A 23,322-nucleotide genomic window follows, 5' to 3' on the forward strand; every position below is an offset into this window, starting at 1 on the left:
ATGAAAAGGTCGGTCTTTACTTTAATCATTTTGATGTTTTGTTTCTTTCCAAAAGCACAGAACGAGTTTATTACCACTTGGAAACCTGCCATTTACCCAAATCAATCTGCCGCAAATGCATCATCCCCATCAACCACATCACAGGCATGGGCACCTTTTCGTGGCAACAATTATACTATTTATTGGGAAGAAGTGGGCTATCCATCGCACAACATGACGATGAATAATGTAACGTCAACCCATCAGGTACTTTTAGATTTCGGAACTCCGCTAAATCCTCTGATACAAAATGCCACTTACAAAGTAAAGGTCACCAGCGGGAACGGTAATTTTCACAGTATTACTTTCCGGGATGATTTTCAGAATATGAGTCAGAATCTGTTTCATGGAGACAGTTCCAAGATTATAGAAATTAATCAATGGGGTAATACTGTGTGGTCTTCTATGAGAGGAGCTTTCTTTGGATGCAGAAATGTGAACATGACCGCTACCGACAGCCCAAATCTTAACAATGTTTCAGATATGTCTTATATGTTTGGAAATTGTGAAGCACTTACAGGAAATGCCACTATTAATAACTGGAATACATCTGCCGTTACTACTCTCGCAGGAACATTCAGTGGTTGTTTACTCTTTAACCAACCTATCGGAAACTGGAATACATCTAATGTGCAGAATATGACAAGTACTTTTACATCTGCTCAAAATTTCAATCAGCCCATCGGAAACTGGAACACTTCGAACGTGACCACAATGGCAAGCATGTTCAACACTGCCAAAAGTTTTAATCAGCCCATCGGCAGCTGGAATACAGCCAATTTAACAAATGTAAGTTATATGTTTTCCAACGCCTGGGCATTTAACCAACCCATCGGAAGCTGGAACACTTCTCAAATTAATACGATGGAAGGAATGTTTGCATGGACCAAGGCCTTCAGCCAGCCCATCGGAAACTGGAGTACATCTAATGTAACAACTATGAATTCTATGTTTTTTACGGCTACCGCATTTAATCAACCCATCGGAAACTGGAATACCTCTAAAGTAACTACAACCAATGCCATGTTTTTCACAGCAACTGCTTTCAATCAGGATCTCAGCAACTGGAATACTTCACTGATCACCAATAGTCAAAGTATGTTCAACGGAGCTTCAAGTTTTAATCAGAATCTGGGAAGCTGGAATCTCTCATCTCTTCTATTGGGACAGGGAATGTTTTTTAATTCCGGTTTAAACTGCCAGAATTACGACAGCACAATCTACGGGTGGAGTCTCAATCCCGCAACACCCAATAACATCAGCCTCCAAAGCGCATCACCATTAACGTACACTCACCCTGCCGCAGTAGCAGCAAGAAACTACCTGATCAACACAAAAGGCTGGACGTTCATTGGAGATACCTACAATCCAACCTGTGAATCAGATTTATCAACCTCTGAAGTTACTCTGGCAAATGAATTGTCAATTTATCCAAATCCGGCATCAGAGTATATTTATTTTAAAGGCGAAAAAAATATTGACAGCTATAAAATTTTCGACAGCAGCGGGAGAATTGTGTTGCAGAAAAAATTGAATGAAGAAAAAATTGATGTAAGAAATTTAATCAAAGGAAATTATCTGCTTGAGATCAAAGGTAAAGTTTCTGTGAAGAATTTTAAGTTTGTTAAAAAGTAGCATTTATATCTTCCCATCTCTGGATAAAGGCTCAAAATTTTAAGTTAGCACAAAAACTCAGGGGAAAGTTTCAAACACCCTTGCAACAGACTTTCCCCTTTCGGGGAAAAACCCAAACACCCATGCAATAAGCTTTCTTAGATGGGGGAAAATGCAAAGCAGACGTGAAACAGACTTTCCCGGAAGTGAGAAAACGCAAAGCACCCGTGCGACAGAATTTCCCATCAATCCGTCAGCTAATTCTTAAAAAGTAAACAAAAACCCGCTAAGCAAGCGGGTTTTGTATAATTTATAGATCGAAATGATTGGGATGTTTAGACTTAATGTCATCCACTGTTCCCAAAACTTTATCTTTCAGGGCATCCTGATATTTCTGAAGGTTTTCAGAAACTGCTTCGTCTGCACTTGCAATGATTTTCGCTGCTAAAATTCCTGCATTCAGAGCACCGTTCAGAGCAACTGTCGCAACCGGAATTCCACCCGGCATCTGAAGAATCGACAGAACAGAATCCCATCCATCAATAGAATTGCTTGATAAAATCGGAACTCCAATCACTGGTAAAGTAGTACAGCTCGCCACCATTCCCGGTAAATGTGCAGCTCCACCAGCTCCGGCAATAATTACTTTCAGACCTCTTTCCTTAGCTGTTTTGGCGTAATCAAACATTCTTTCAGGTGTTCTGTGGGCAGATACCACTGTCAGCTCGTAAGGGATATCCAGAGATTTTAAAAATGTTGCTGCCTGTTCCATGATCGGCAAGTCGCTCTGACTTCCCATTATTATTCCTACCATTTTGTCAGTTTATTAGATGGTTCAAAGATAATGAATTTTGCTGGGCAAGTGAATAGGTGAATTGTCAATTCGCTTTGCTGTTAAGTTATTTTTAAGCAAAAAATTGACGGTTGACAACTCATTTGCGAAGCAAAATTGACTTCTCCTTCATCTGTTATTTTAATAAAAGATAAAATTCACATTTGACAATTCACTTGCGAAGCAAAATTGACTTCTTTCGTTCCAAAATAAATATCTTTGCCGCAACAATCTGCCATCTTGAAAGATCTCAAACTCACTTTAGCCATTCTTACCGTTGCCATCGTCTGGGGAACGACTTTTTTATCCATACGCGTAGCAGTTGAAACCATTCCGGGATGGTTTGTTGCAGGAATCAGGCAGTTTTTGGCAGCAATGATTATGTTGCTCATTCTTCTTTACCGGAGAGAATTCAAATGGATCGGCTGGAAAAATCTGAAATACCAGCTTATTTTTTCAACGCTGATGCTGATTGTTGCCAATGGTATGACGACTGTGGCGGAAGAAAATGTAACAAGCAGTCTGGCGTCCTTAGTAAGCGCGTGTTCGCCGATTGTGGTTTTTCTGGGAAGCATTGCGATTGGTCTGCAAAAGTTCAGTTTCAAAGCTCTGTCGGGGATTATCCTCTGTTTCAGCGGTATTCTTTTCATTTTTTGGGATGGTCTGAATGATCTTACCAATCCTGAATACCTGATGGGAGTTATTTTCCTGTTTATCGCCATTTTTGGATGGGCTTCCGGGACGATATTTACCAAAAAACTGAGTCTTCAAAGCGGAAATATTACGCTGAATCTGTTTTATCAGTTTCTTTTTGCAGGAATTGTTCAGCTTGGTTTTGCTTTTCTCTTTTCAGAAGAATATAATTTCGGAAACTGGAGTTTAAAAAGTATTTCGGCAATGGTCTATTTATCGGTTTTCGGTTCTGTGGCTGCATTTTTTGCATTCCATTATGCTCTAACCAAAATTTCTCCTGTTCAGGTTTCTATCTTAACTTATTTCAACACCATTATTTCGATATTTCTCAGTTGGCTGCTTCTCAACGAACGGATTTCAGCTAAATTCTTAGTAGCTGCTATTCTTATTATTGCCGGTGTTTTTATTATTAATTACAGTCCGGAAATGTTTAAAAGAAAGCAGATTCAGGAATAATTAACATCATAAAAGTATTGCATTTTGAGTTTAAAATCAGCTAAAATCTATTCAGCAGTTTGCATCTGTCATAATTTTTGCCTATATTTTTAGGACTAAATTTTGGATTATGATAAAAAGATCTCCTTTTATACTTCTTGTTTTATTTTTAATTTTTCAAAGCTGCAACGACAAAGAAAAAAATCTGCAACTCACCGAGCGTGAAAATGCACTTCTGGAAAAAGAAAAACTTTTTGCTACAAAAGAAGCAGAATACCAGTCTCTTTTAAAAATGAGAGACAGTATTTTCACTGAAAAAGATTCTACTGAAGTGATAAAAAAATGGCCGGCAGAAGTTTTTGGTGAATGGACAGGCAAAGTAATCTGTACCGAATCATCATGCAGTGACTATGTAATCGGCGACCAAAGAATTGACACATGGGAATTTGACAGTGATTCGACACAGCTTTTCTCAAAAATTGTCAACAAAAACAAACTGGTAAGACTTTACTCAGGAAAATTTGAAAACAACGAAGTTAAACTCAGTTATAAAACCGATTCTACAGCAGAAAAAACAGTGGAAATGAATGTTCTCCTGAATGAGTTTTCACCCAATAAAATCCGCGGTCAGCGCACGATTAACGTCGACAACAAATGTATGGCAAAGTTTTCTGTAGAACTGACAAGAAACTCAAAATAAACACTTATGATTTTAAGCTTACACAATCTCAGCCTGCCTCTTGAGGATCCGGTTCTGAAATTTTTGATTGTTCTCATCATTATTTTAGCAGCTCCGATTTTGCTGAACAAAATAAAAGTTCCCCATCTTCTGGGATTAATTATTGCCGGTGCCGTGATCGGTCCCAACGGTTTCAACGTTCTTTCCAGAGACAGCAGTATCGTGGTTACCGGAACTACAGGGCTGCTCTACATCATGTTTCTCGCGGGTCTGGAAATAGACATGGGAGATTTCAAAAAAAACAAATGGAAAAGTCTGACGTTTGGACTCTACACATTTATCGTTCCTTTTGTTCTGGGATTTTTAGGAGGTTATTATATTTTAAATTTCTCCGTACTTACTTCGATACTTTTTGCGAGTCTCTTTTCATCGCATACCCTTATCGCTTATCCTCTTGTCAGTAAACTGGGGGTTGCGAAAAATCTTTCCGTCAATATCACAGTGGGCGGAACGATGATTACCGATGTACTTGCCCTTTTGGTTCTCGCTGTGATTGTTGGAATGTCTCAGGGAGAAGTCGGAACGGCCTTCTGGCTTCAGCTTTCAGGCTCTTTCCTTGTATTTGCTGTGATTGTTTTAATGGTTTTTCCACTTATCGGAAGGTGGTTCTTCAAAAAAGTGGACGATAAAATTTCACAGTATATTTTTGTTCTGGTGATGATTTATCTGGCTGCACTTCTCGCAGAGCTGGCGGGTGTAGAAGCGATTATCGGTGCATTTTTCGCCGGGCTGGCTTTAAACAGACTGATTCCGCATACTTCTTCATTAATGAACCGCGTGGAATTTGTTGGAAACGCTATTTTCATCCCGTTTTTCCTGATCAGCGTAGGAATGCTGATTGATTTTAAAGTCTTTTTTAAAAGCTGGGAAACACTGGAAGTTGCAGCAGTCATGCTCGTAGCATCCATTGTCGGGAAATATATTTCAGCGGTTGCGACACAGAAAACATTCAGACTTACAAAAGAAGAAGGAAAACTGATCTTCGGTTTAAGTTCTGCCTCTGCTGCTGCAACTTTAGCGGCAGTGATGGTAGGTTACAACATTATCCTGTCTGAAAGTGAAACCGGTGAACCCGTGAGATTACTGAACGAGCATGTTCTGAACGGAAGTATTTTACTGATTCTGATTTCATGTACGGTTTCCTCATTCGTTTCGATGTCGAGTGCACAGAAAATCGCTGAGAGCGAGAATGAAGATACAGTTTCCGGCAACAATCATGAGGAAGAAAATATTCTTTTAGCTTTAAATTACGAAAAAACTGTTGACAGAATGGTGAATATGGGAATTCTGATTAAAGCCCATTCCAACACCAAAGATTTTTTTGCACTGAACGTCATCAATGAAGATAAAAATGAATCTTCTGTAAAAAATGCAGAGAAACTATTGCATCAGGCCACAGACGCGGCAGCAGCGGCAGACGTTAATCTTCAGGCATTAAAAAGATACGACAACGATGTGATCAACGGTGTGAACAATGTGATTAAAGAACAGAAAATTACAGACCTGCTCATCGGACTTGAGGATGAAAAGGGTTTTTCGGCTTCATTTTCACACAACCTTTATAATGGCTATCTACAGAACGACAATGTAAATGTTTTTGTATATCACGCTGCACAGCCACTTTCCACCATCAAAAAATACGCAGTCATTATTCCTGAAAACGCTCACAAGGAAGCAGGATTTTTCCATGCGCTTGTGCGTGTGTGGAATATTGCCAGAAATTCCGGTGCAACGGTGGTTTTTTATGCAAAGGAAAATATTCTCGATATTTTACAGAAAATCGTTAAGAAAGCCAATATCGAAGCTGAATTTGTCATTATGAACAACTGGAAAGACGGTGAAGAAACAGCTGCCAAACTCAAAGAAAATGAAGGTCTGATAATTTTTATGGCCAAACGCGGCATGAAGTCTTACCTTCCCAAGATGCGGACAGTGCCTGATCTTCTGAACAGAGATTTGCGCGACAACAATTACCTGTTAATATTTCCGTATTCTGAACTTCAGGAAGACAATACAGAAAAACGTTCTGTAGGAAATCATGATGATTTTGTAGAAATTGGGAATGTGATTATGAAGATTTTTAAATAGTCTAATTTGACATTTAAAAAAAGATATAAAAAATAGTTAGAGAGATTTTTTTGGAATAATTTCCATTAATTTCTCTTTAATTTTTTCAGTTTTAAACTGCCCTTCATGATAGTAAATCAACTCCTGATTTTCATCTAAAATAATCCACAGCGGATAAACGGGCTGACCTTTATTTTTTGATAAAGCCAACGCCAACTCGTGGATTCCTGAATTTCCGTTGGATAAATAATTAAATTCTTTGCCTTGAAAAATAATTTTTTCTTTGGTTTTTTCAGCTTCAAAATTGATGAAATGAAAATTTTCATTGATGGTTTTTACTAAATCTCTGTCTTTATTTAAACTGAAAGATTCAATTTTACAGATGGAGCACCAATCGGTGTAGATGTGAATGATGGTCGGTTTCGGATTTACTTTTTCCTGCATTTCCAATTCCGTAAACGAGATCGACTTTATTTGCGAGAAATAAAACTGTGGACTTAATAATATTAGAAAAAAAGCAACTTTCATAATTTTCATTTGAACCATTAAGTTTTATAAGTTGATAAGATTTTATTAAGAAAATAGCTGAGATATTCATAAAGCAATTTACTTAAGTCAGATTGATCTGAATCTTAACATACCTAAAAACTAAAATTTTAATGTTTTAAGAGCCTGCTTAAAAATGATAAAAAAACAAATTTTAAAGTCATTTTTCTTTTCCCCAACCCTAAAGGGTGGAAAAATGCCTTGTAAATTTCATCAAAATTAACTCCCTTTAGGGTCGGGGAAATTAATTTTAATAAAATTTGAACAATTAAGATCATTTACTTCAAATTATACTTCACACCCAAAAACCCTCTAATTCTCTGCATTGGCGCATATCCATACGTTGTATCAAAAGTATAGTTGTTGGGATTATTGATCGGATCATTGACATTATTATCAAACGGATCAAATGGTCGCATCAACGGATCTTTCGGCGTAAAATTGAATAAATTCTTCACCCCGCAATACACTTCAAACCCTGAATCAAACCCTTTTGAAACCTGAATATTCGCCAACGAATACAGAGGAGAATATTCCGGTCGGTAATCATTTGGCAAAACCGGTAACCGCATCGGTCCGTAAAACTGTCCGGTAAAATCTATGGCAAGATTATTAGGAAATTTATAGGTTAAATTATACGTTCCACTCCACTTCGGAGCATGAAGCTGCCGGGATTTTTCTCTTTCATCATCAAACTTCTGATAGACATCAAGATACGTAACTCCTAAATTTACACTCAACGGAAAACTGAAACTGAAATCAATATTCATCGAAGCACCTCTTGAAATTCCGTAACCGTTTAAATTATCATAAATAATTTTATCGGGTTGAGAATCAAAATCACCGACAATTTTATTACTGAAATAGGTGTAAAAAGCAGAAGCATCCACATTGATCAATCGGTCTCCGACAGGAATTTTCCAGACGTAATTTAAATTTCCATTGATGGATTTCTCAGGTTTTAAATTGGACTGAATGACCACCTCACGTGAACCTGTCAGTGCCGCATGATCTTCAGTAAATAAATTCACCACCCTGAAACCCGTTCCGAAATTAAATCTGAAAATGTGATAAGGATTCGGCGAAAATTTCCATGCAAAACGAGGAGAATGAACAGAATGGTGAATCTTATCGTAATCAAAACGGTAACCCAGCAAAACCGTATTTTTTTCATTAATCTCCCACTGATCCTGAATAAACGCTCCAAGAATCGGTGACTTCATCGGCTGATTGGTAACTTCATCCGAGCCCAAAGTTCCGGGAGTATTGTCATCATAAAATGTCTTTTTGAAAGTCAAGCCCAAAATAAAATCATGATTTCCCAGCTTTTTATCCCAGTACGTTTGCGCAAATGCCACTTTTTGCAAAGCTTCATAAGGCGTATTTCCGTAAAATGAATTCTGGTCGTGATAGTTGTAGGAAAACTGCGTGAAAATCTGCTCTTTCACCGGCAACTGATACATCCCAAACGCTTCTACCCTATTCGTATAAATACTTTCTCCATACACTTCATCGCCGCCACGATGCGATTTATTCCACTGCATTTCTCCGCCGAAACGGTCTTCGTACAGGTAACGCAGGGCAAAACTCGCCATTCGGTTTTCTTTTCTTTTAAAATTCCACTTATTAAAAACAGATATTCGGTTCTGGAGCGCAGCATCAGTGAAATTATCTTTGTTCTGATCTATTTTTTCATTAAAAGTGAAATAATTTAAACTGAATAAAGACGCTGCGTTTTTGCCGACATTAAATTTTGTTGAAAAATCCACATTATTTTCTGCCCACGTTGTGGTCATCAGATTTACACTCAATTTTGGAGCAGTCAGGGCATTTTTTGTAATAATATTAATTACGCCACCCATCGCTTCAGAACCGTACAGCGACGAAGCCGGACCTTTCACCACTTCAACTCTTTCAATCAGACTGTTGGGAATTCCACTTAAACCATAAACCGTAGAAAGCGAACTAACAATCGGCATTCCGTCAATTAAAATCATCGTGTACGGACCTTCCAAACCGTTGATGTGAATATCTCCAGTATTGCAAACCGAGCAGTTCAACTGTGGCTGAACACCGTTAACCATCGCAATCGCTTCAAAAACACTCGGTGTAGGATTTTTCTGAAAAAATTTTTGACTGTAAATTTCCACATTCACCGGACTTTTAGATTTACTTACAGGCTTTATCGTTCCCGTAATCACCACATCGTCAATATCACTTATTTTTTCCTTTTTTACCGGAATTTTTACTGAGTCAGTTTTTTTATTTAAATCTAAACTGTCTGCTTCCTGAGCGAAACAAAACCCTGAAATAAATACCGCAGAAAATAATATTCGTCGCATGAATTAAAATTGTTAGACAAAACTAACAATTAATTTTAGAACGACAAAACTATTTTTAAAATCAACCACAAATCGAAGATTCGACGAAGTCAAAAGCCACAAAAGCTTTCGTTGTATTTAAAGTTTTAAAACTTGAAAACAGAAGTTCAAAAAGTTGGATGTGAAATATTTTTTTTCAATGCTTATTTGATCTTATCAGCAGTATTTATTAAAACTTTATTTCAAGCAATCAATTTTTGTGACTTTTGTGGTGAAAACAACAATGGTAAACTCGATGTAATTATTTCCTAACCCTTTTTGAACTTTTCAGCAGCATTCATCAAAACTTAATTTCAGATACTATCTTTTGTGACTTTTGTGGTTAAAATAACACCTTTAAACTGATGTAATTATTTCCTAACCTTTTTTGAACTTATCACCAGCATTTATTAAAACTTAATTTCACGCAATCAACTTTTATGACTTTTGTGGTTAAAATAACACCGTTAAATTGGATGTAATTTTTTCCTAACCTTTTTTGAACTATCAGCAACATTCATCAAAACTTTATTTTAGATATTATCTTTTGTGACTTTTGTGGTTAAAATAGCACCATTAAACTGGATGTAATTATTTTCTAACCTTTTTTGAACTATTCAGCAGCATTTATTAAAACTTTATTTCAAGCAATCAACTTTTGTGACTTTTGTGGTTAAAAAATTTGCTGTGAAAAATGTTTCTAAACAATTCATTAAAAAATATTAAATTTGAGAGTCAACATACAAAGTACAATGAGATATCATCATTCGGGAAATATTCCCCCAAAAAGACATACGATTTTTAAATCACCGGAAGACAAGTTCTATTATGAGCAACTATTTGGTACAGAAGGATTTCACGGAATTTCTTCTTTACTGTATCATGTTCACCGCCCAACGCAGATCAAATCGATTGGCGAACCGAAAGACGTTTCTCCAAAAATTGCGGTTGATAAAAACGTGACGCCGAGAATGTTTAAAGGGATGAATGTGACGCCTGAAGATGACTTTTTGGACAGCCGAAAGTTTCTTTTGGTAAACAATGACCTTAAAATGGGATTGGCAAAACCGAGAAACTCGATGGATTATTTCTATAAAAATGCTGAATGTGACGAACTTCTTTTTGTACACGAAGGAAGCGGAACTTTAAAAACATTTGTAGGAAATCTTGAATTCTCAGTTGGCGATTATCTGATTATTCCGAGAGGCACAATTTATCAGGTGGAATTAAATTCTGATGACATCGTATTTTTTGTAGTGGAAAGTCATTCTCCGATTTATACGCCGAAGCGTTACAGAAACGAATTTGGGCAGCTTTTGGAACATTCTCCTTTTTGTGAAAGAGATATTATTGCGCCGACTTTTGTTGAACCAAAAGATGAAAAGGGAGAATTTTTGATTAAAGTAAAAAAAGAAAATCAGATCACCGATTTCATCTACGCAACGCATCCATTCGATGTTGTAGGCTGGGACGGTTATTTTTACCCTTATAAATTCAATATTAAAAACTTCGAACCGATTACGGGACGAATTCACCAACCGCCACCCATTCACCAGACTTTTGAGGCGCACAATTTTGTAGTTTGTTCGTTCTGTGCGAGAATGTACGACTATCATCCACTGGCCATTCCTGCTCCTTACAATCACTCGAATATCGATTCTGATGAAGTTTTATTCTACACAGAAGGCGATTTTATGAGCAGAAACCATATCGATTTAATGGATTTCACGCTTCACCCCGGCGGAATTGTTCACGGGCCTCATCCGGGAGCGATGGAAAGAAGCATCGGTAAAAAATTCACTGAGGAATATGCGGTAATGGTTGACCCCTTCCGTCCTTTGAAAATTACGGAAGAAGCAATGAAAGTAGAAGATCCGTCTTATAAAACTTCCTGGTTGGAAAGTGAGGATCATAGTTTAGAGGACAGATCGCAGGAATAGTCTGGCATTTGGCTTCTGGCTTCTGGCTTCTGGCTTTTAGCATAAAATTTTATGAAAGATATTGAGGATTGAATGTGAGCATTCAATCCTTTTCTTTTTTACAGATTGAGTAAAACATGACAAATATCTCCACCAAAACATCCAGATATTTAGACTGAATCTAAATAATAAAACTTACCTTTAAGATATTAAAGTAAAAAATTTCAATATGTATAATTACATCAGTGCAGAAGAAGCTATTTATACGATTAAAAGCGGGAACCGTGTGTTTTTTCACGGGAGTGCTTGTACTCCGAATCACCTGATTGATGAGCTGGCAAGGCAATCTCACCGTCTGGATAATGTTGAGATGGTTTCCATTACCCAGCAGGGAAATGTGGAAATTGCAAAACCTGAGTACAAGGATAAATTTTTCGTGAATTCTCTCTTTGTTTCAACGCCGGTGCGTGATGCTGTGAATTCTGACCGTGGGGATTTTGTTCCGGTTTTTTTAAGTGAAATTCCGATTTTGTTCAGAAAAAATATTTTGCCGCTGGATGTAGCTTTAATTACGGTTTCCCCTCCGGACAAACATGGTTTCTGTACTTTGGGAACCTCAGTTGACGTTGCGAGAGCTGCAGTTGATACTGCTAAAATAATTGTTGCTATTGTAAATCCTCTGATGCCGAGAACGCATGGCGACGGAATGCTTCACATCAGCAAAATTCACAAATTGGTTTGGCATGAAGAAGAACTTCCAACCGTAGATTACGGTGCAAAAGTAGGTCCGGATGAAATGCTGGTCGGGAAACATGTGGCGGAACTGATTGATGATAAATCGACTTTGCAGATGGGTATCGGAACTATTCCTGATGCGGTTTTAAAATGTCTGGGAAATCACAAAGACTTAGGTGTTCACACCGAAATGCTGAGCGACGGTGTGATCGACTTAATTCAAAATGATGTCATCAACAATAAATACAAAGGCTACAACGATAATAAAACCATTACGAGCTTCTGTTTCGGGACAAGAAAACTGTACGATTATGTAGATGACAACACTGTTTTTTCTTTTGATGACGTGAGCAACGTTAACTTCCCGATTAACATTATGAGAAACAAAAAAATGGTTGCGATCAACTCGGCTATCGAGATTGATCTTACAGGTCAGGTCTGCGCAGATTCCATCGGAACCATGCAGTACAGCGGTATCGGCGGACAGATGGATTTTATGCGTGGAGCCGCTTTAAGCGAAGATGGAAAACCCATTATTGCCATCACTTCCAGAACGAAAAGAGGAGTTTCCAGAATTGTCCCTTTCCTGAAACAGGGAGCGGGAGTTGTGACAACGAGGGGTCACATTCACTGGGTAGTTACCGAATACGGAAGCGTTTATTTATACGGAAAAAACCTCAGACAAAGAGCTCAGGAATTAATCAGTATTGCCCATCCTGATGACAGAGAAATGCTGGAGAGAGCAGCTTTTGAAAGGTTTAAACATTGAAAATATCTAAAATAGGTGTTAGGTCTTTGAAACATAAGTCACATTAGCTTTCAGTTTAAATTATTGAGGATATTTAGAGCACATGAGATTTAAAAATCAAAGATTTTTATGAGCAATAACTGAAAATCTTTGATTTTCTCTGATGTGGTCTGAAATATTTCCAAACCACTATGAAACTTGATGTGACTGATGTGTTCATCCGGATTTGTTTTTTATTAAAACTTTAACTAACAGCTGTTTGTTTCCATTTTAACATTATCGCAGAATTTTGTAATTTGCAACATCAATAAAAGTAAAAAAACAGAAAATATGTCAACACTAACATTTGCCGAAAAAATTGCTCAGGCAGAGAACTTTTTGCCGATCAACGGTACAGATTATATCGAGTTTTATGTTGGAAATGCAAAGCAGGCAGCGCATTATTATAAGACAGCATTCGGTTTTCAGTCGGTTGCTTACGCAGGCCCTGAAACAGGTGTGAGAGACCGTGCATCATACGTTCTTCAGCAGGGAAAAATCAGATTGATTCTGACGACAGGTTTAAAATCTGACTCTCCAATCAGTGAGCATGTAAAAAAACACGGTGATGGTGTTAAAATTCTGGCACTTTGGGTAGACGACGCTTATTCAGCGTTTGAAGAAACTACAAAAAGAGGCGGAAAACCATATTTGGAACCAACAACTTTAACTGACGAATTTGGTGAAGTGAAAATGTCCGGAATTTATACTTACGGAGAAACCGTTCACATGTTTATCGAAAGAAAAAATTATACAGGACCTTTCATGCCTGGCTACAGAAAATGGGAAAGCGATTACAATCCTGAAGAAGCTGGATTATTATACGTTGACCACTGTGTAGGAAACGTAGACTGGGACAGAATGATCCCAACTGTTGAGTGGTATGAGAAAGTAATGGGCTTTGTAAATATCCTTTCATTTGACGACAAGCAGATCAACACAGAATATTCTGCTTTGATGTCTAAAGTAATGTCAAACGGAAACGGTTTTGCTAAATTCCCAATCAATGAGCCTGCAGAAGGTAAAAAGAAATCTCAGGTAGAAGAATATCTTGATTTCTACGAAGGTGAAGGTGTACAGCACATCGCAGTTGCTACAAAAGACATCATTCACACTGTTACAGAATTGAAAAAAAGAGGTGTAGAATTCCTTTCTGCTCCACCTGAAGCATACTACGAACTGGTACCTGAAAGAGTAGGTCATATCGATGAAGATCTTAAAAAACTTCAGAGTTTAGGGATTTTAATTGACCATGATGAGGAAGGTTACTTACTTCAGATTTTCACAAAACCGGTAGAAGACCGCCCTACCCTGTTCTTCGAAATCATCGAAAGACATGGTGCTCAGAGTTTCGGTGCCGGAAATTTCAAAGCGTTATTCGAAGCGTTGGAAAGAGAGCAGGAAAAAAGAGGAAATCTTTAATTTTTTAACAATATACAGTTTTTGTCAGGACAATAAATCCTGACAAAACTTTTTATAAACACAGGATTATGAACAAAATTTTCAGCGGACTGATGCTTGTCGGAGCCAGTTTTTTTGCCCACGCGCAGTATGGAAGCATCAATGCAATTCTTACCAAACTGGAAGAGAGAAAAGGGGTAAATCAAAATTTAAGCGATGTCAACATTGATGACAAAAAATTTGTTTTGATCAAAGATTTCAAAGATCATACAGAAAGAAGTTTCATCATCATCAAAGGCAAAGATGCCACTTATGTCGAAATGTTTGACGACAAAGCAACGAATGAGAGCACATCAAATGTATTTTCAGGAGATATTGTGAGAAGCAGAAAAAATATCATCTCTCTGAGAGCCGATTTGCTTGAGAACAAAAAAGTTCCAATCCCTGTTACCAAAACACTTTTGCTGACGAAGCTGGATGATATTCTCTACCTCATCGATGTCAACAACAAAGACCGCTGGATTGATGAAGCATCATTTTCAAAAGCGAAAGCATCATCGAAGAAAAAATAAAGCTTCTGGCTTTTGGCATTTTATTCACTACTCAAATCAAAAATTTAAAAATCCGCACAGATTTTTTTTAAAATTATCACATTCAGATTTGTGAAATTCAAAAAATTTTGTGCAATAAAAATCAAAATCTTATGAAATCATTTGTAGAATATAATTCAGATTCAGACTTTTCTATCCACAACATTCCTTTCGGAGTGGCGGTATTCAACAAAGAATTTATCGCCTGCTGCACGAGAATCGGCGATCAGGTGATTGATCTTGCCACCTTGTATGACCTTTCCTACTTTGAAGAAATCGAAGGTCTTGATGACAATATTTTTGAAGCGTACACATTAAATGAGATGATCGAGCTTGGAAAACCTGTTACCAAAGCGATCCGTTTGAAAATTCAGGAGCTTTTACTGGAAGGTTCGATTTTGTCGAAAGATGAAAAGACCATCGAAGACGCATTCTACGATTTGGATCAGGTGAAAATGATGATGCCGGTTCACGTTCCGAATTATACAGATTTCTACAGCAGCATAGAGCATGCGACCAACGTCGGAAAAATGTTCAGAGATCCTGCCAACGCATTGCTTCCTAACTGGAAACATCTGCCTGTAGGTTATCACGGAAGAGCTTCATCCATCGTAGTTTCGGGGACTGAGATCAACAGACCAAACGGACAGACCAAACCTGCTGATGCAGACAAACCGGTTTTCGGACCATCAAAACAATTGGATTTTGAACTTGAAATGGCTTTTATTTTGGGTAAAAATACCGAAATGGGCGAATCAATTTCTACGAAAGATGCTGAAGACGCTATTTTCGGAATGGTGGTTTTCAATGATTGGTCAGCAAGAGATATTCAGGCCTGGGAATACGTTCCGCTGGGACCGTTTCTGGCTAAAAATTTCGGCTCATCAGTTTCTCCATGGGTGGTAACTCTGGAAGCTTTGGAACCATTCAAAACCACTTCTCCAACTCAGGATCCTGAAGTTTTGGATTATTTAAAATTTGAAGGAGACAAAAATTACGATATCAATCTGGAAGTCTATCTTCAACCTGAAAACGGCGAAGACAACCTGATTTCTGAAAGTAATTATAAGCACATGTACTGGAACATGACACAGCAACTCGCTCATCACACCGTAAACGGCTGTAACGTAGAGATTGGAGATATGTATGCCAGCGGAACTATTTCAGGAAGCGACCCAAAATCTTTCGGTTCTATGCTTGAACTGACGTGGAGAGGACAAAACCCTATCACTTTGAGCAACGGCGAAGAAAGAAAATTCATCAACGACAACGATACAGTAACGATGAAAGCCTGGGCTGAAAAAGAGGGCGTGAGAGTAGGTTTCGGGGAAGTTTCGGGAAAGATTATTCCTGCTAAATAAATTTTTAACTGCGAGATTTTAACACATTAGTCACAAAGGAGTTATATTTTTTGCGCACAGTCAGATCACATAAGATTGAAAATCAAAGATTTTCGGTGTGAATGTTAATAATTATTATGGAAGTAACGAAGAAATACATCAATGAGCTTACTTACAAAATTGTAGGTGCATGTATTGAAGTTCATAAAATTGTTGGTCCCGGTCTGTACGAAGATGTTTATCATAAGTGTCTGGAAAGAGAATTTGATTTGTTAGGATTAAAATATCGCAGTGAACTACAAATTCCTTTAGTATATAAAGAACTCAGTATTGACTGTAAATTGAAGTGTGATTTTTTAATCGAAGATCTGATTGTATTAGAAATCAAATCAGCAGATCAATTTCATAAAATCCACAAAGCGCAGACCATGAATTATATGAATTTATTAAAAATTCCCAAATCTATATTGGTCAATTTTAATGTTTACAATTTATACCATGAAGGAACTGAAACATTTGTAAGCAAAGATTTTGAAAAACTCCCATCCTGAAAATCTTTGATTTTCAAACTTATGTGCTCTAAAATATTTTCAAACATATAAACTAAAATCTAATGTGACTTATGTGTCAAATTAATTTTATCTAAAAATGAAAACAGTAATTCCATCAGAAATAACCTCCGTTCAGCTGCAGACCATAATGCAGACGGCCGTTTCGCCGCGTCCGATTGCCTTGGCTTCTACGGTTGACAAAGACGGCAACAGCAATTTATCTCCGTTCAGTTTTTTTAATATGTTCAGCACGGTTCCGCCAATTTTGATTTTTTCGCCTTCGAGAAGAGTCCGGGACAATACGACGAAACATACTTTGGAAAATGTGCTGGAAGTTCCTGAAGTTGTAATTGGGACGGTCAATTTCCCGATTGTACAGCAGATTTCTTTAGCCTCAACCGAATATGGCGACGGCGTAAACGAGTTTACAAAATCAGGATTAACGATGAAAGATGCTGATTTGGTTCAGCCTAAATTAATTGAAGAATGCCCTGTAAATTTTGAGTGTAAAGTTCTGGAAGTAAAATCTTTGGGAGATCAGGGTGGCGCAGGAAATCTAGTAATTTGTGAGGTGCAGAAAATACACATCAGAGAAGAATATCTGAATGAGGAAGGAAATCTGAATCAGTCAAAACTGGATATGGTAGCGCGTTTGGGTGGAAATTATTATTCACGAAATAATGCCGACAGCCTATTTGAAGTTCCGAAACCTTTGGTAACGAAAGGAATTGGTTTTGACCTTCTCCCCGACTCCATCAGACTCAGCAATGTCTTTACAGGAAACGATTTGGGAATGTTGGCAAATGTGGAAGTTTTACCCTCTGAAAACTGTCATGATGACGAGACTATTCATCTGGAAGCTCAGAAATTTTTGCTTGAGAGTAAAATTGATGAGGCCTGGAAAGTTTTGGTTCGATAAATATTTAGTGCGTGTTTAAAAGTCATTCAAATGATTTAATTATATTGATTTTTAATGGTTTAATGCGATATGGTCTTCGACAGGCTCAGACTGACAAATCTGAAACTAATCACTTAATTTAACGGTGTCACTCTGAGCCTGTAGAAGAGTTTTTGAACTGTAATTAGTTATTTGATAAAAATTAAACAAGTGCTTACAATAACAAAAACTCCTGAAGAAAATCTTCGGGAGTTTTGCTTTTCATAATATGTACTTAAGGAATTTTCAAACCTCCTCTTTAGAAATCCATTTTCCGACAGTGGGCGCCTCATAATTTCTCATTTTTTCCAAAAGTTCATCGATACTGTCGCTCACCAAAAGCATTTCCTGATTGATTTGTTTTAAAAATCCTTTATCGACCATGGTCTGAACCAGTTTAATCAGATCATCATAAAATCCGTCGATATTGAGAACAGCAATTGGTTTTTTGTGAAGTCCAAGTTGTGCCCATGTAATCATTTCGAAAAATTCTTCCAGAGTTCCATAACCACCGGGAAGTGCGATGACGCCGTCGCAGAGGTCATTCATCTTGGTTTTTCTTTCGTGCATACTTTCCACCAAAATCAGTTCGGTAATATTCGTATGCGCAATTTCTTTTGACTGTAAAAAGTGCGGAAGAACGCCAATTGCTTTTCCACCTTCAGATAAAACGCCGTCAGCGACTGCACCCATCAATCCGACATTGGCACCGCCATAGATCAGCTGAATATTTTGTTTTGCAAATGTCTGTCCGAGAAGAGTTGCATGCTCTTTATATTTTTCATCCGAACCGAAACTCGATCCGCAGAATACGGTTATGCTTCTCATAAATTTATTTCTTTTTTTCTACTTTCTTTCCTGCAAAATATTCAATTTCAGACTTGCTTCCATCTTCATTAATACAAAACCATGTTCCATGTTTTTTATTATTTTGAAACTCTTTGTAGATCGTCAATTTATTATTTTTGTAGAATCTATAACTCTTTTTATCCTCATTTTCATCAAATTCTGTTTCCGAATAATTCAATCCGTCTAAACTGTAACGGAGATGTTTCTTTTTTTTACCAGTTTGAGATTCATAAAAAAACCGATCACAAACCATTTGTTTTTCGTCAAGATTGTAATAAACTACGAACTCATTTTGTTTTCCATTGTCATAGGTTGTTTCAGATTTCACATGCCCGTTTTTCTTTTTTAATTGAAGAGTTCCGCTAAATTTTGAGCTGTTTGATTTCTGATAAGCAATTCCTTCTTTAAAATAAACAGCATCATCAGAAACAATATTCTGAGCATTTCCATTGTTAAAAATAAACAGTAGGATAAATAAAATTTGAAATTTCATTTTGGATTTTAATTTGATAACTGAAGAAAAAATATCCAAAACTTTTCAATTTTGGATATTTATTTATCATTATTTCAAAGGAATATTCGCTAAAATATCCTTAGTGAAACCCCAGAATTTTTGGGTGGAAGAAATATTGGCTTTTTCGTCCGGCGAGTGTGCTCCTCTGATGGTTGGGCCGTAACTTACCATTTCCATTTCAGGATAATTGGCACCGATTATTCCACATTCCAAACCTGCATGACAGGCGACAACGTGTGGTTTTTCTGAAAACTTTTCGGTGTAGATTTTCTCCATCATCTGAACGATTTCAGAACCCGGTTTTGGTTTCCATCCCGGATAAGAGCCGCTGAATTCAACATTCATTCCTGCCAGCTCTGAAACGGATTTCAACTGTTCAGCCACAGAGTCTTTAGATGAATCTACGGATGATCTTGAAAGGTTTAAAATTTTCAATCCACCCTCTTTCAATTCAACTCTTGCAACGTTGTTTGATGATTCTACCAAATCCTGAACATCCGGGCTCATTCTGTAAACGCCGTTGTGCAGAGATTTTAAAACCAAAATAATCTTTTTCGAATCTTTCTGAGACAAAGCTTTATCTGAACTCGTGGAATTTTCAATATTGATCTGAAGACCACTTTCAATGGAAGCAAATTCTTCTAAAATTTCTTTTTTAATTCCCTCAGTTACATTCTCAATAAACTCTCCTGAATTTCTCACGGAAATCAAAGCCACAGCCTCTCTCGGAATTGCATTTCTCAGACTTCCTCCATCGATGGAAATCAGCTGCGCGCTTTCGTTTTGCAAGGCTTTGTAGAGAATTCTGCCTAAGATAATATTTGCATTTCCAAAACCTTTGTGGATATCCATTCCGGAATGTCCGCCCTGTAGACCTTTTACCTCGATTCTTACCGTCTGTCCGTTTGCCGGCTCTGTAGGATAGTTCTGACTGATCGTTACGTCTATTCCTCCTGCACAACCGATGTCGATTTCGTCATCTTCTTCTGTATCTAAATTTAAAAGGATTTGCCCTGTTAACTGTCCAGGTTTTAAACCTAAAGCTCCGGTCATTCCTGTTTCTTCGTCGATCGTAAATAAAGCTTCCAGATCAGGATGCGGAATGTCTGAACTTTCAAGAACCGACATAATGGTTGCAACTCCCAAACCGTTGTCGGCGCCTAAAGTAGTACCTTTTGCTTTTACCCAGTCGCCATCCACTTCCATCTGAATTCCCTGTGTTTCAAAATCGAAATTCACATCGTTGTTTTTCTGGCAAACCATATCCAAATGCGACTGCATCACGATGGATTTACGGTTTTCCATTCCGGGAGTGGCCGGTTTTTTAATAATTACATTTCCTGTTTCATCAACCGTGGTTTCCAGGCCTAAATCCTCACCAAATTCTTTGATGAATGCAATTACTCTTTCTTCCTTTTTAGACGGTCTCGGCACAGCATTCAGTTTGGAAAAATTCTTCCAGATAATCTGCGGTTCTATGTTTGATAGTTCCATAAAATTTATTTTGATCAAAAATACGGATAAAAAAAATGCTCCCGAAATTCAGGAGCAGTAATTTTGTTTGTTGCTTGATCTGTTGTTATCAAAAAATATCATCATCGATATTTTATTTTGTAAGTCCCAGGTGTTTTCTAAAATCAATATTTAAATTATACTGTTCTTCAGCAGAAATTGCTTTCCTGGAGACCTTATTCATATCTTTACCTTCCTTTGTCCACAAGTTAGGAAAGAAATTATAAACCTGATCACCTTTTAATTTTGCAACATCATCTTTCCAATTTTTCCATCTGTAATCTTTATAAAATTTTTCAAGATTATTGTTGAAGCAAAAATTTAAAAACTCTGTATACGTTAAATCAAGCGGTTCAAATTCTAAAGTATCAGGTGCGAAATAATAAACCTTTCCCAAATCATCCCCAAGTCCGCCGCCATTCAGTAAGAAAAATCCACCAATTGCATCGTCTGCAATCAATAGAAAAGATGAATTCTTTCCAAAATCAGGTAAGGCTTTACCTTTATTCCAGACTGGCAGAGAGCGGTTTAATTTTTCACTGCCTGAGCCTAATATTCTCACCCATCCATTGTCAATTAAAAGCCCTCCTGTCATGTAAACAATTGCGCCCATTGGCGATCGGGTTGTAACCTGAGTTTTGTACAATGCATCTTCAGCATTTTTCGGATCAGCTGGCAAAACTTCAACTCTATTTTTGGCAGAGTCTATCCATTCTTTTACCATAGGCCACGCTGAATCTTCTTTATTTATAAGTTCTTCAACCTTCCGCATTTTTGTCTGTCCAAAAGTCATTAAGGAAATTAAAAATAATAAAATTGTTAATGATTTAGTCATACTAATTTAAACAACTACAGTCTAACAACCACACTCCCCGTAAATAGGAATAACTGTTCTCGTTCCGTCCGGTTTTTCGATGGTTAAAGTTCCGTCGAAAAGCATCGCTTCTTCTGTCGCCAGTTTTTTACCTTTTACAGAAATCTTGTAATTTTCATTTTCAATTTCTTTAGTTAAAACATCATCAACTTCCATGTCACTTGATGAAATGAGTTTCATCGCAAGACGCTTTCCGTCAATCTTCATGTACGCCAGAGTTCCAGCATTGTCGGCATAAATATAATTTTCGTTTTCAAAATCTTTTTTGCTGCGTGCAAAATAGCAGGAACACTCCTTGATTTCAGCAGGAAAAGGAAAAGCTTCCACCGAAATGGCAGCATTCGGTTTTTCAATGATTGAATCTTTCTTTAGAATCTCTGTGCTGTCTGAGCCTTTATCGGTATCAGTTTGAGTTTCTTTTTTGCAGGCTGTCAATAAAAGTGCAGTTGCTAAAACAAAAATATATTTCATTTGAAGTAGTAATTTAAAAAAACATAAAATGTAAGCTAAAGTCCAGTTGCTAATAGCTAACATTAGCTTATCCTCTTGCTCTTTCCAGTAAAATCATCATCAGTAAAGAAAGAATGACCAAACTTTCGTCTTCATCATCAATATCGATCATTCTGTCGAGCTGAAATCTTCTTCCGAACATCGAAGGCATTTTTTTCAGTTTAAAATAATCTTTACCATCAATTCCTCTTACAGTATAAGTAGGATTTAGAAAATATCCTGTGAACATCCCGATAATTGGAATTTCGCCCACCATACCGTCAAGAAACTTTACCCATGCTTTATCTTCAGTGATGGTAAACTTCGCTTTGTCATTGGTATCAAGTACATCGTAAGTTGATTTCCAGATAGAACGCATTCCTTTTCTGGCGAGTCTTCCGCAGCTATTTCCGGTTGCAATTTCAGTGAGGGAATAAGAAGCATTAAAATCAATCCACTGATTGGCTTTGATTCTGAAAAGTTCTTTTGTTTTGCTGTCATTTTCGAAAACGACTACATCTTCTTTCAGTTTGAACATTTTCTGACGCACGTAAGCTACGGCGTTTTCGTTTTTGTCGGTGATGTTGAAATCGCTTGCCAGCGTTGTCAGCTTGAATTTGAAATCCAGCGGATAATTGAGGTTGTTGAGTGCCATAATTTTTTTTCTGTTTATTGTTTGAAACTCAAAGATAAAGCTTTTTTACCGAAGAGAAAATGCAAATCATAGACAGTTTTAAACCATCCGAACTAAAAACAGTTCACTCCAAAATTTCTCAAACCTAAATTGTAATGATTCATTAAATAAAAAGTAAAAAACAGATTAATTTTCACTGTAAACCTTATCGAAATCATTAATTTTCTGAATCGAAAATCCTATTTTTGTGCAATGGATTATCCAAGTAAAGTATTGGCAAAAGCAGTTGAAGAGATTTCGGGATTACCCGGTATCGGAAAAAAAACAGCCTTGCGCCTTGCACTTCATTTACTCAAACAGCCCAACTCCAGAGCGACAGGTTTGGGAACATCAATCATCAGTCTGGTGAATGAGATACAGTATTGCCGGGAATGCCATAACTTTTCAGATTATGAGATTTGCGAAATCTGCAGCAATGAAAAACGCAGTGATGAACTGATCTGTATCGTTGAAGACGTACGCGATGTCATTGCCATTGAAAATACAGGGAAATACAGAGGAAAATACCTTATTCTCGGCGGAAAAATTTCTCCGATGGATGGCGTGGGACCTCATCAGCTCAATATTCCGAGTATTGAAAAAAAACTGCAGCAAGGTCTGGCGAAAGAATTTATTTTTGCCTTAAGTGCTACGATGGAAGGTGACACAACCGCATATTATATCTATAAAAAATTTAAAAATTCGGGAATACAGTTTTCAAGTATTGCCAGAGGGATTTCCGTGGGTGATGAACTGGAATATGCCGATGAAATTTCTTTGGGAAGATCGATAATCAACAGACTTCCATACAACGAAAAAGATTAAA

At 37.3% G+C, this 23,322-nt stretch carries 21 protein-coding genes; 12 read left to right on the top strand and 9 right to left on the bottom strand.

Translation table 11 applies throughout. From position 1 onward, the window contains the following. Window positions 1–1,674 (top strand): BspA family leucine-rich repeat surface protein, encoded by a 1,674-nt coding sequence (locus IC610_RS18595; RefSeq protein ID WP_191738186.1) that lies wholly within the window; start codon window positions 1–3, stop codon window positions 1,672–1,674. Between the two features lie 289 nt (window positions 1,675–1,963). Here the strand turns inward: IC610_RS18595 and purE are convergent, their stop codons facing one another. Further along, window positions 1,964–2,467: a 5-(carboxyamino)imidazole ribonucleotide mutase gene (purE, locus tag IC610_RS18600; protein WP_191738187.1), complete on the bottom strand. Its 504-nt coding sequence runs from the start codon at window positions 2,465–2,467 to the stop codon at window positions 1,964–1,966. Window positions 2,468–2,725: 258 nt separating this feature from the next. Here purE and IC610_RS18605 point away from each other — a divergent pair, with 258 nt between their 5' ends. From IC610_RS18605 to IC610_RS18615, 3 genes are all read left to right on the top strand, one after another. Beyond that, entirely contained in the window at window positions 2,726–3,634 is a 909-nt protein-coding gene (locus tag IC610_RS18605) for a DMT family transporter (RefSeq protein ID WP_191738188.1), read from the top strand. Between the two features lie 109 nt (window positions 3,635–3,743). After that, complete coding sequence (locus IC610_RS18610) at window positions 3,744–4,313, top strand: hypothetical protein (protein WP_056084753.1); 570 nt, start codon at window positions 3,744–3,746, stop codon at window positions 4,311–4,313. Window positions 4,314–4,319: 6 nt separating this feature from the next. Continuing rightward, a complete protein-coding gene (locus IC610_RS18615) occupies window positions 4,320–6,440 on the top strand; it encodes a cation:proton antiporter (protein ID WP_056084750.1) in 2,121 nt (706 codons plus the stop codon). Between the two features lie 36 nt (window positions 6,441–6,476). Here the strand turns inward: IC610_RS18615 and IC610_RS18620 are convergent, their stop codons facing one another. Together IC610_RS18620 and IC610_RS18625 are read right to left on the bottom strand one after the other, a co-directional pair. Then, window positions 6,477–6,947 carry a thiol:disulfide interchange protein gene (locus tag IC610_RS18620; protein WP_228462964.1) on the bottom strand — a complete coding sequence of 157 codons (471 nt, stop codon included), beginning with the start codon at window positions 6,945–6,947 and terminating at the stop codon, window positions 6,477–6,479. A 296-nt stretch (window positions 6,948–7,243) separates the two neighbouring features. After that, on the bottom strand, window positions 7,244–9,307 hold the full coding sequence (locus tag IC610_RS18625; protein WP_191738189.1) for a TonB-dependent receptor plug domain-containing protein: 2,064 nt from the start codon (window positions 9,305–9,307) through the stop codon (window positions 7,244–7,246). Between the two features lie 770 nt (window positions 9,308–10,077). On the opposite strand from IC610_RS18625, the gene IC610_RS18630 reads away from it, so the two are divergent. The 7 genes from IC610_RS18630 (at window position 10,078) to IC610_RS18660 (ending at window position 17,567) form a co-directional block, all read left to right on the top strand. Further along, window positions 10,078–11,265, top strand: a complete 1,188-nt coding sequence (locus tag IC610_RS18630; RefSeq protein ID WP_191738261.1) for a homogentisate 1,2-dioxygenase — start codon at window positions 10,078–10,080, stop codon at window positions 11,263–11,265. Window positions 11,266–11,473: 208 nt separating this feature from the next. Next, the gene (locus IC610_RS18635; RefSeq protein ID WP_191738190.1) at window positions 11,474–12,748 is read left to right on the top strand and encodes an acetyl-CoA hydrolase/transferase family protein; all 1,275 of its coding nucleotides are present in this window, start codon (window positions 11,474–11,476) and stop codon (window positions 12,746–12,748) included. 309 nt (window positions 12,749–13,057) lie between these two features. Next, the gene (gene hppD / locus IC610_RS18640) at window positions 13,058–14,188 is read left to right on the top strand and encodes a 4-hydroxyphenylpyruvate dioxygenase (RefSeq protein ID WP_191738191.1); all 1,131 of its coding nucleotides are present in this window, start codon (window positions 13,058–13,060) and stop codon (window positions 14,186–14,188) included. A gap of 68 nt (window positions 14,189–14,256) precedes the next feature. Further along, window positions 14,257–14,739 carry a hypothetical protein gene (locus tag IC610_RS18645; RefSeq protein ID WP_056084727.1) on the top strand — a complete coding sequence of 161 codons (483 nt, stop codon included), beginning with the start codon at window positions 14,257–14,259 and terminating at the stop codon, window positions 14,737–14,739. Window positions 14,740–14,870: 131 nt separating this feature from the next. Then, a complete protein-coding gene (gene fahA, locus IC610_RS18650) occupies window positions 14,871–16,118 on the top strand; it encodes a fumarylacetoacetase (RefSeq protein WP_191738192.1) in 1,248 nt (415 codons plus the stop codon). A 101-nt stretch (window positions 16,119–16,219) separates the two neighbouring features. Continuing rightward, window positions 16,220–16,648 carry a GxxExxY protein gene (locus tag IC610_RS18655; protein ID WP_228462965.1) on the top strand — a complete coding sequence of 143 codons (429 nt, stop codon included), beginning with the start codon at window positions 16,220–16,222 and terminating at the stop codon, window positions 16,646–16,648. A gap of 97 nt (window positions 16,649–16,745) precedes the next feature. Continuing rightward, entirely contained in the window at window positions 16,746–17,567 is an 822-nt protein-coding gene (locus tag IC610_RS18660) for a flavin reductase family protein (protein ID WP_191738193.1), read from the top strand. Between the two features lie 264 nt (window positions 17,568–17,831). On the opposite strand, the gene IC610_RS18665 is transcribed toward IC610_RS18660, so the two are convergent. The 6 genes from IC610_RS18665 to IC610_RS18690 all read right to left on the bottom strand — a co-directional run bounded on the left by IC610_RS18665 (window position 17,832) and on the right by IC610_RS18690 (window position 22,478). Next, on the bottom strand, window positions 17,832–18,413 hold the full coding sequence (locus tag IC610_RS18665) for an LOG family protein (protein WP_191738194.1): 582 nt from the start codon (window positions 18,411–18,413) through the stop codon (window positions 17,832–17,834). A gap of 4 nt (window positions 18,414–18,417) precedes the next feature. Continuing rightward, a complete protein-coding gene (locus IC610_RS18670) occupies window positions 18,418–18,927 on the bottom strand; it encodes a hypothetical protein (protein WP_191738195.1) in 510 nt (169 codons plus the stop codon). A gap of 69 nt (window positions 18,928–18,996) precedes the next feature. Beyond that, on the bottom strand, window positions 18,997–20,442 hold the full coding sequence (locus IC610_RS18675; RefSeq protein ID WP_191738196.1) for an aminoacyl-histidine dipeptidase: 1,446 nt from the start codon (window positions 20,440–20,442) through the stop codon (window positions 18,997–18,999). 112 nt (window positions 20,443–20,554) lie between these two features. After that, window positions 20,555–21,295 (bottom strand): DUF2625 domain-containing protein, encoded by a 741-nt coding sequence (locus tag IC610_RS18680; protein ID WP_228462966.1) that lies wholly within the window; start codon window positions 21,293–21,295, stop codon window positions 20,555–20,557. 21 nt (window positions 21,296–21,316) lie between these two features. Next, window positions 21,317–21,805 (bottom strand): hypothetical protein, encoded by a 489-nt coding sequence (locus IC610_RS18685; RefSeq protein WP_191738197.1) that lies wholly within the window; start codon window positions 21,803–21,805, stop codon window positions 21,317–21,319. A 67-nt stretch (window positions 21,806–21,872) separates the two neighbouring features. Then, the gene (locus IC610_RS18690) at window positions 21,873–22,478 is read right to left on the bottom strand and encodes an LURP-one-related/scramblase family protein (RefSeq protein ID WP_191738198.1); all 606 of its coding nucleotides are present in this window, start codon (window positions 22,476–22,478) and stop codon (window positions 21,873–21,875) included. Between the two features lie 231 nt (window positions 22,479–22,709). Between IC610_RS18690 and recR the strand changes: the two genes are divergently transcribed. After that, on the top strand, window positions 22,710–23,321 hold the full coding sequence (gene recR / locus IC610_RS18695) for a recombination mediator RecR (RefSeq protein ID WP_191738199.1): 612 nt from the start codon (window positions 22,710–22,712) through the stop codon (window positions 23,319–23,321). Window position 23,322 lies beyond the last annotated feature (1 nt).

Source organism: Chryseobacterium caseinilyticum, assembly GCF_014837145.1.
Taxonomy (GTDB): domain Bacteria; phylum Bacteroidota; class Bacteroidia; order Flavobacteriales; family Weeksellaceae; genus Chryseobacterium; species Chryseobacterium caseinilyticum.

Bases quoted from the DNA above. Each gene is read 5' to 3' on its own strand.
- IC610_RS18660 (WP_191738193.1), top strand. From the start codon at position 16,746: ATGAAAACAGTAATTCCATCAGAAATAACCTCCGTTCAGCTGCAGACC.
- IC610_RS18625 (WP_191738189.1), bottom strand. From the start codon at position 9,307: ATGCGACGAATATTATTTTCTGCGGTATTTATTTCAGGGTTTTGTTTC.
- IC610_RS18635 (WP_191738190.1), top strand. From the start codon at position 11,474: ATGTATAATTACATCAGTGCAGAAGAAGCTATTTATACGATTAAAAGC.
- IC610_RS18670 (WP_191738195.1), bottom strand. From the start codon at position 18,927: ATGAAATTTCAAATTTTATTTATCCTACTGTTTATTTTTAACAATGGA.
- fahA (WP_191738192.1), top strand. From the start codon at position 14,871: ATGAAATCATTTGTAGAATATAATTCAGATTCAGACTTTTCTATCCAC.
- recR (WP_191738199.1), top strand. From the start codon at position 22,710: ATGGATTATCCAAGTAAAGTATTGGCAAAAGCAGTTGAAGAGATTTCG.
- IC610_RS18685 (WP_191738197.1), bottom strand. From the start codon at position 21,805: ATGAAATATATTTTTGTTTTAGCAACTGCACTTTTATTGACAGCCTGC.
- IC610_RS18665 (WP_191738194.1), bottom strand. From the start codon at position 18,413: ATGAGAAGCATAACCGTATTCTGCGGATCGAGTTTCGGTTCGGATGAA.
- hppD (WP_191738191.1), top strand. From the start codon at position 13,058: ATGTCAACACTAACATTTGCCGAAAAAATTGCTCAGGCAGAGAACTTT.
- IC610_RS18655 (WP_228462965.1), top strand. From the start codon at position 16,220: ATGTTAATAATTATTATGGAAGTAACGAAGAAATACATCAATGAGCTT.
- IC610_RS18630 (WP_191738261.1), top strand. From the start codon at position 10,078: ATGAGATATCATCATTCGGGAAATATTCCCCCAAAAAGACATACGATT.
- IC610_RS18595 (WP_191738186.1), top strand. From the start codon at position 1: ATGAAAAGGTCGGTCTTTACTTTAATCATTTTGATGTTTTGTTTCTTT.
- IC610_RS18645 (WP_056084727.1), top strand. From the start codon at position 14,257: ATGAACAAAATTTTCAGCGGACTGATGCTTGTCGGAGCCAGTTTTTTT.
- IC610_RS18615 (WP_056084750.1), top strand. From the start codon at position 4,320: ATGATTTTAAGCTTACACAATCTCAGCCTGCCTCTTGAGGATCCGGTT.
- IC610_RS18610 (WP_056084753.1), top strand. From the start codon at position 3,744: ATGATAAAAAGATCTCCTTTTATACTTCTTGTTTTATTTTTAATTTTT.
- IC610_RS18620 (WP_228462964.1), bottom strand. From the start codon at position 6,947: ATGAAAGTTGCTTTTTTTCTAATATTATTAAGTCCACAGTTTTATTTC.
- IC610_RS18675 (WP_191738196.1), bottom strand. From the start codon at position 20,442: ATGGAACTATCAAACATAGAACCGCAGATTATCTGGAAGAATTTTTCC.
- IC610_RS18680 (WP_228462966.1), bottom strand. From the start codon at position 21,295: ATGACTAAATCATTAACAATTTTATTATTTTTAATTTCCTTAATGACT.
- IC610_RS18690 (WP_191738198.1), bottom strand. From the start codon at position 22,478: ATGGCACTCAACAACCTCAATTATCCGCTGGATTTCAAATTCAAGCTG.
- purE (WP_191738187.1), bottom strand. From the start codon at position 2,467: ATGGTAGGAATAATAATGGGAAGTCAGAGCGACTTGCCGATCATGGAA.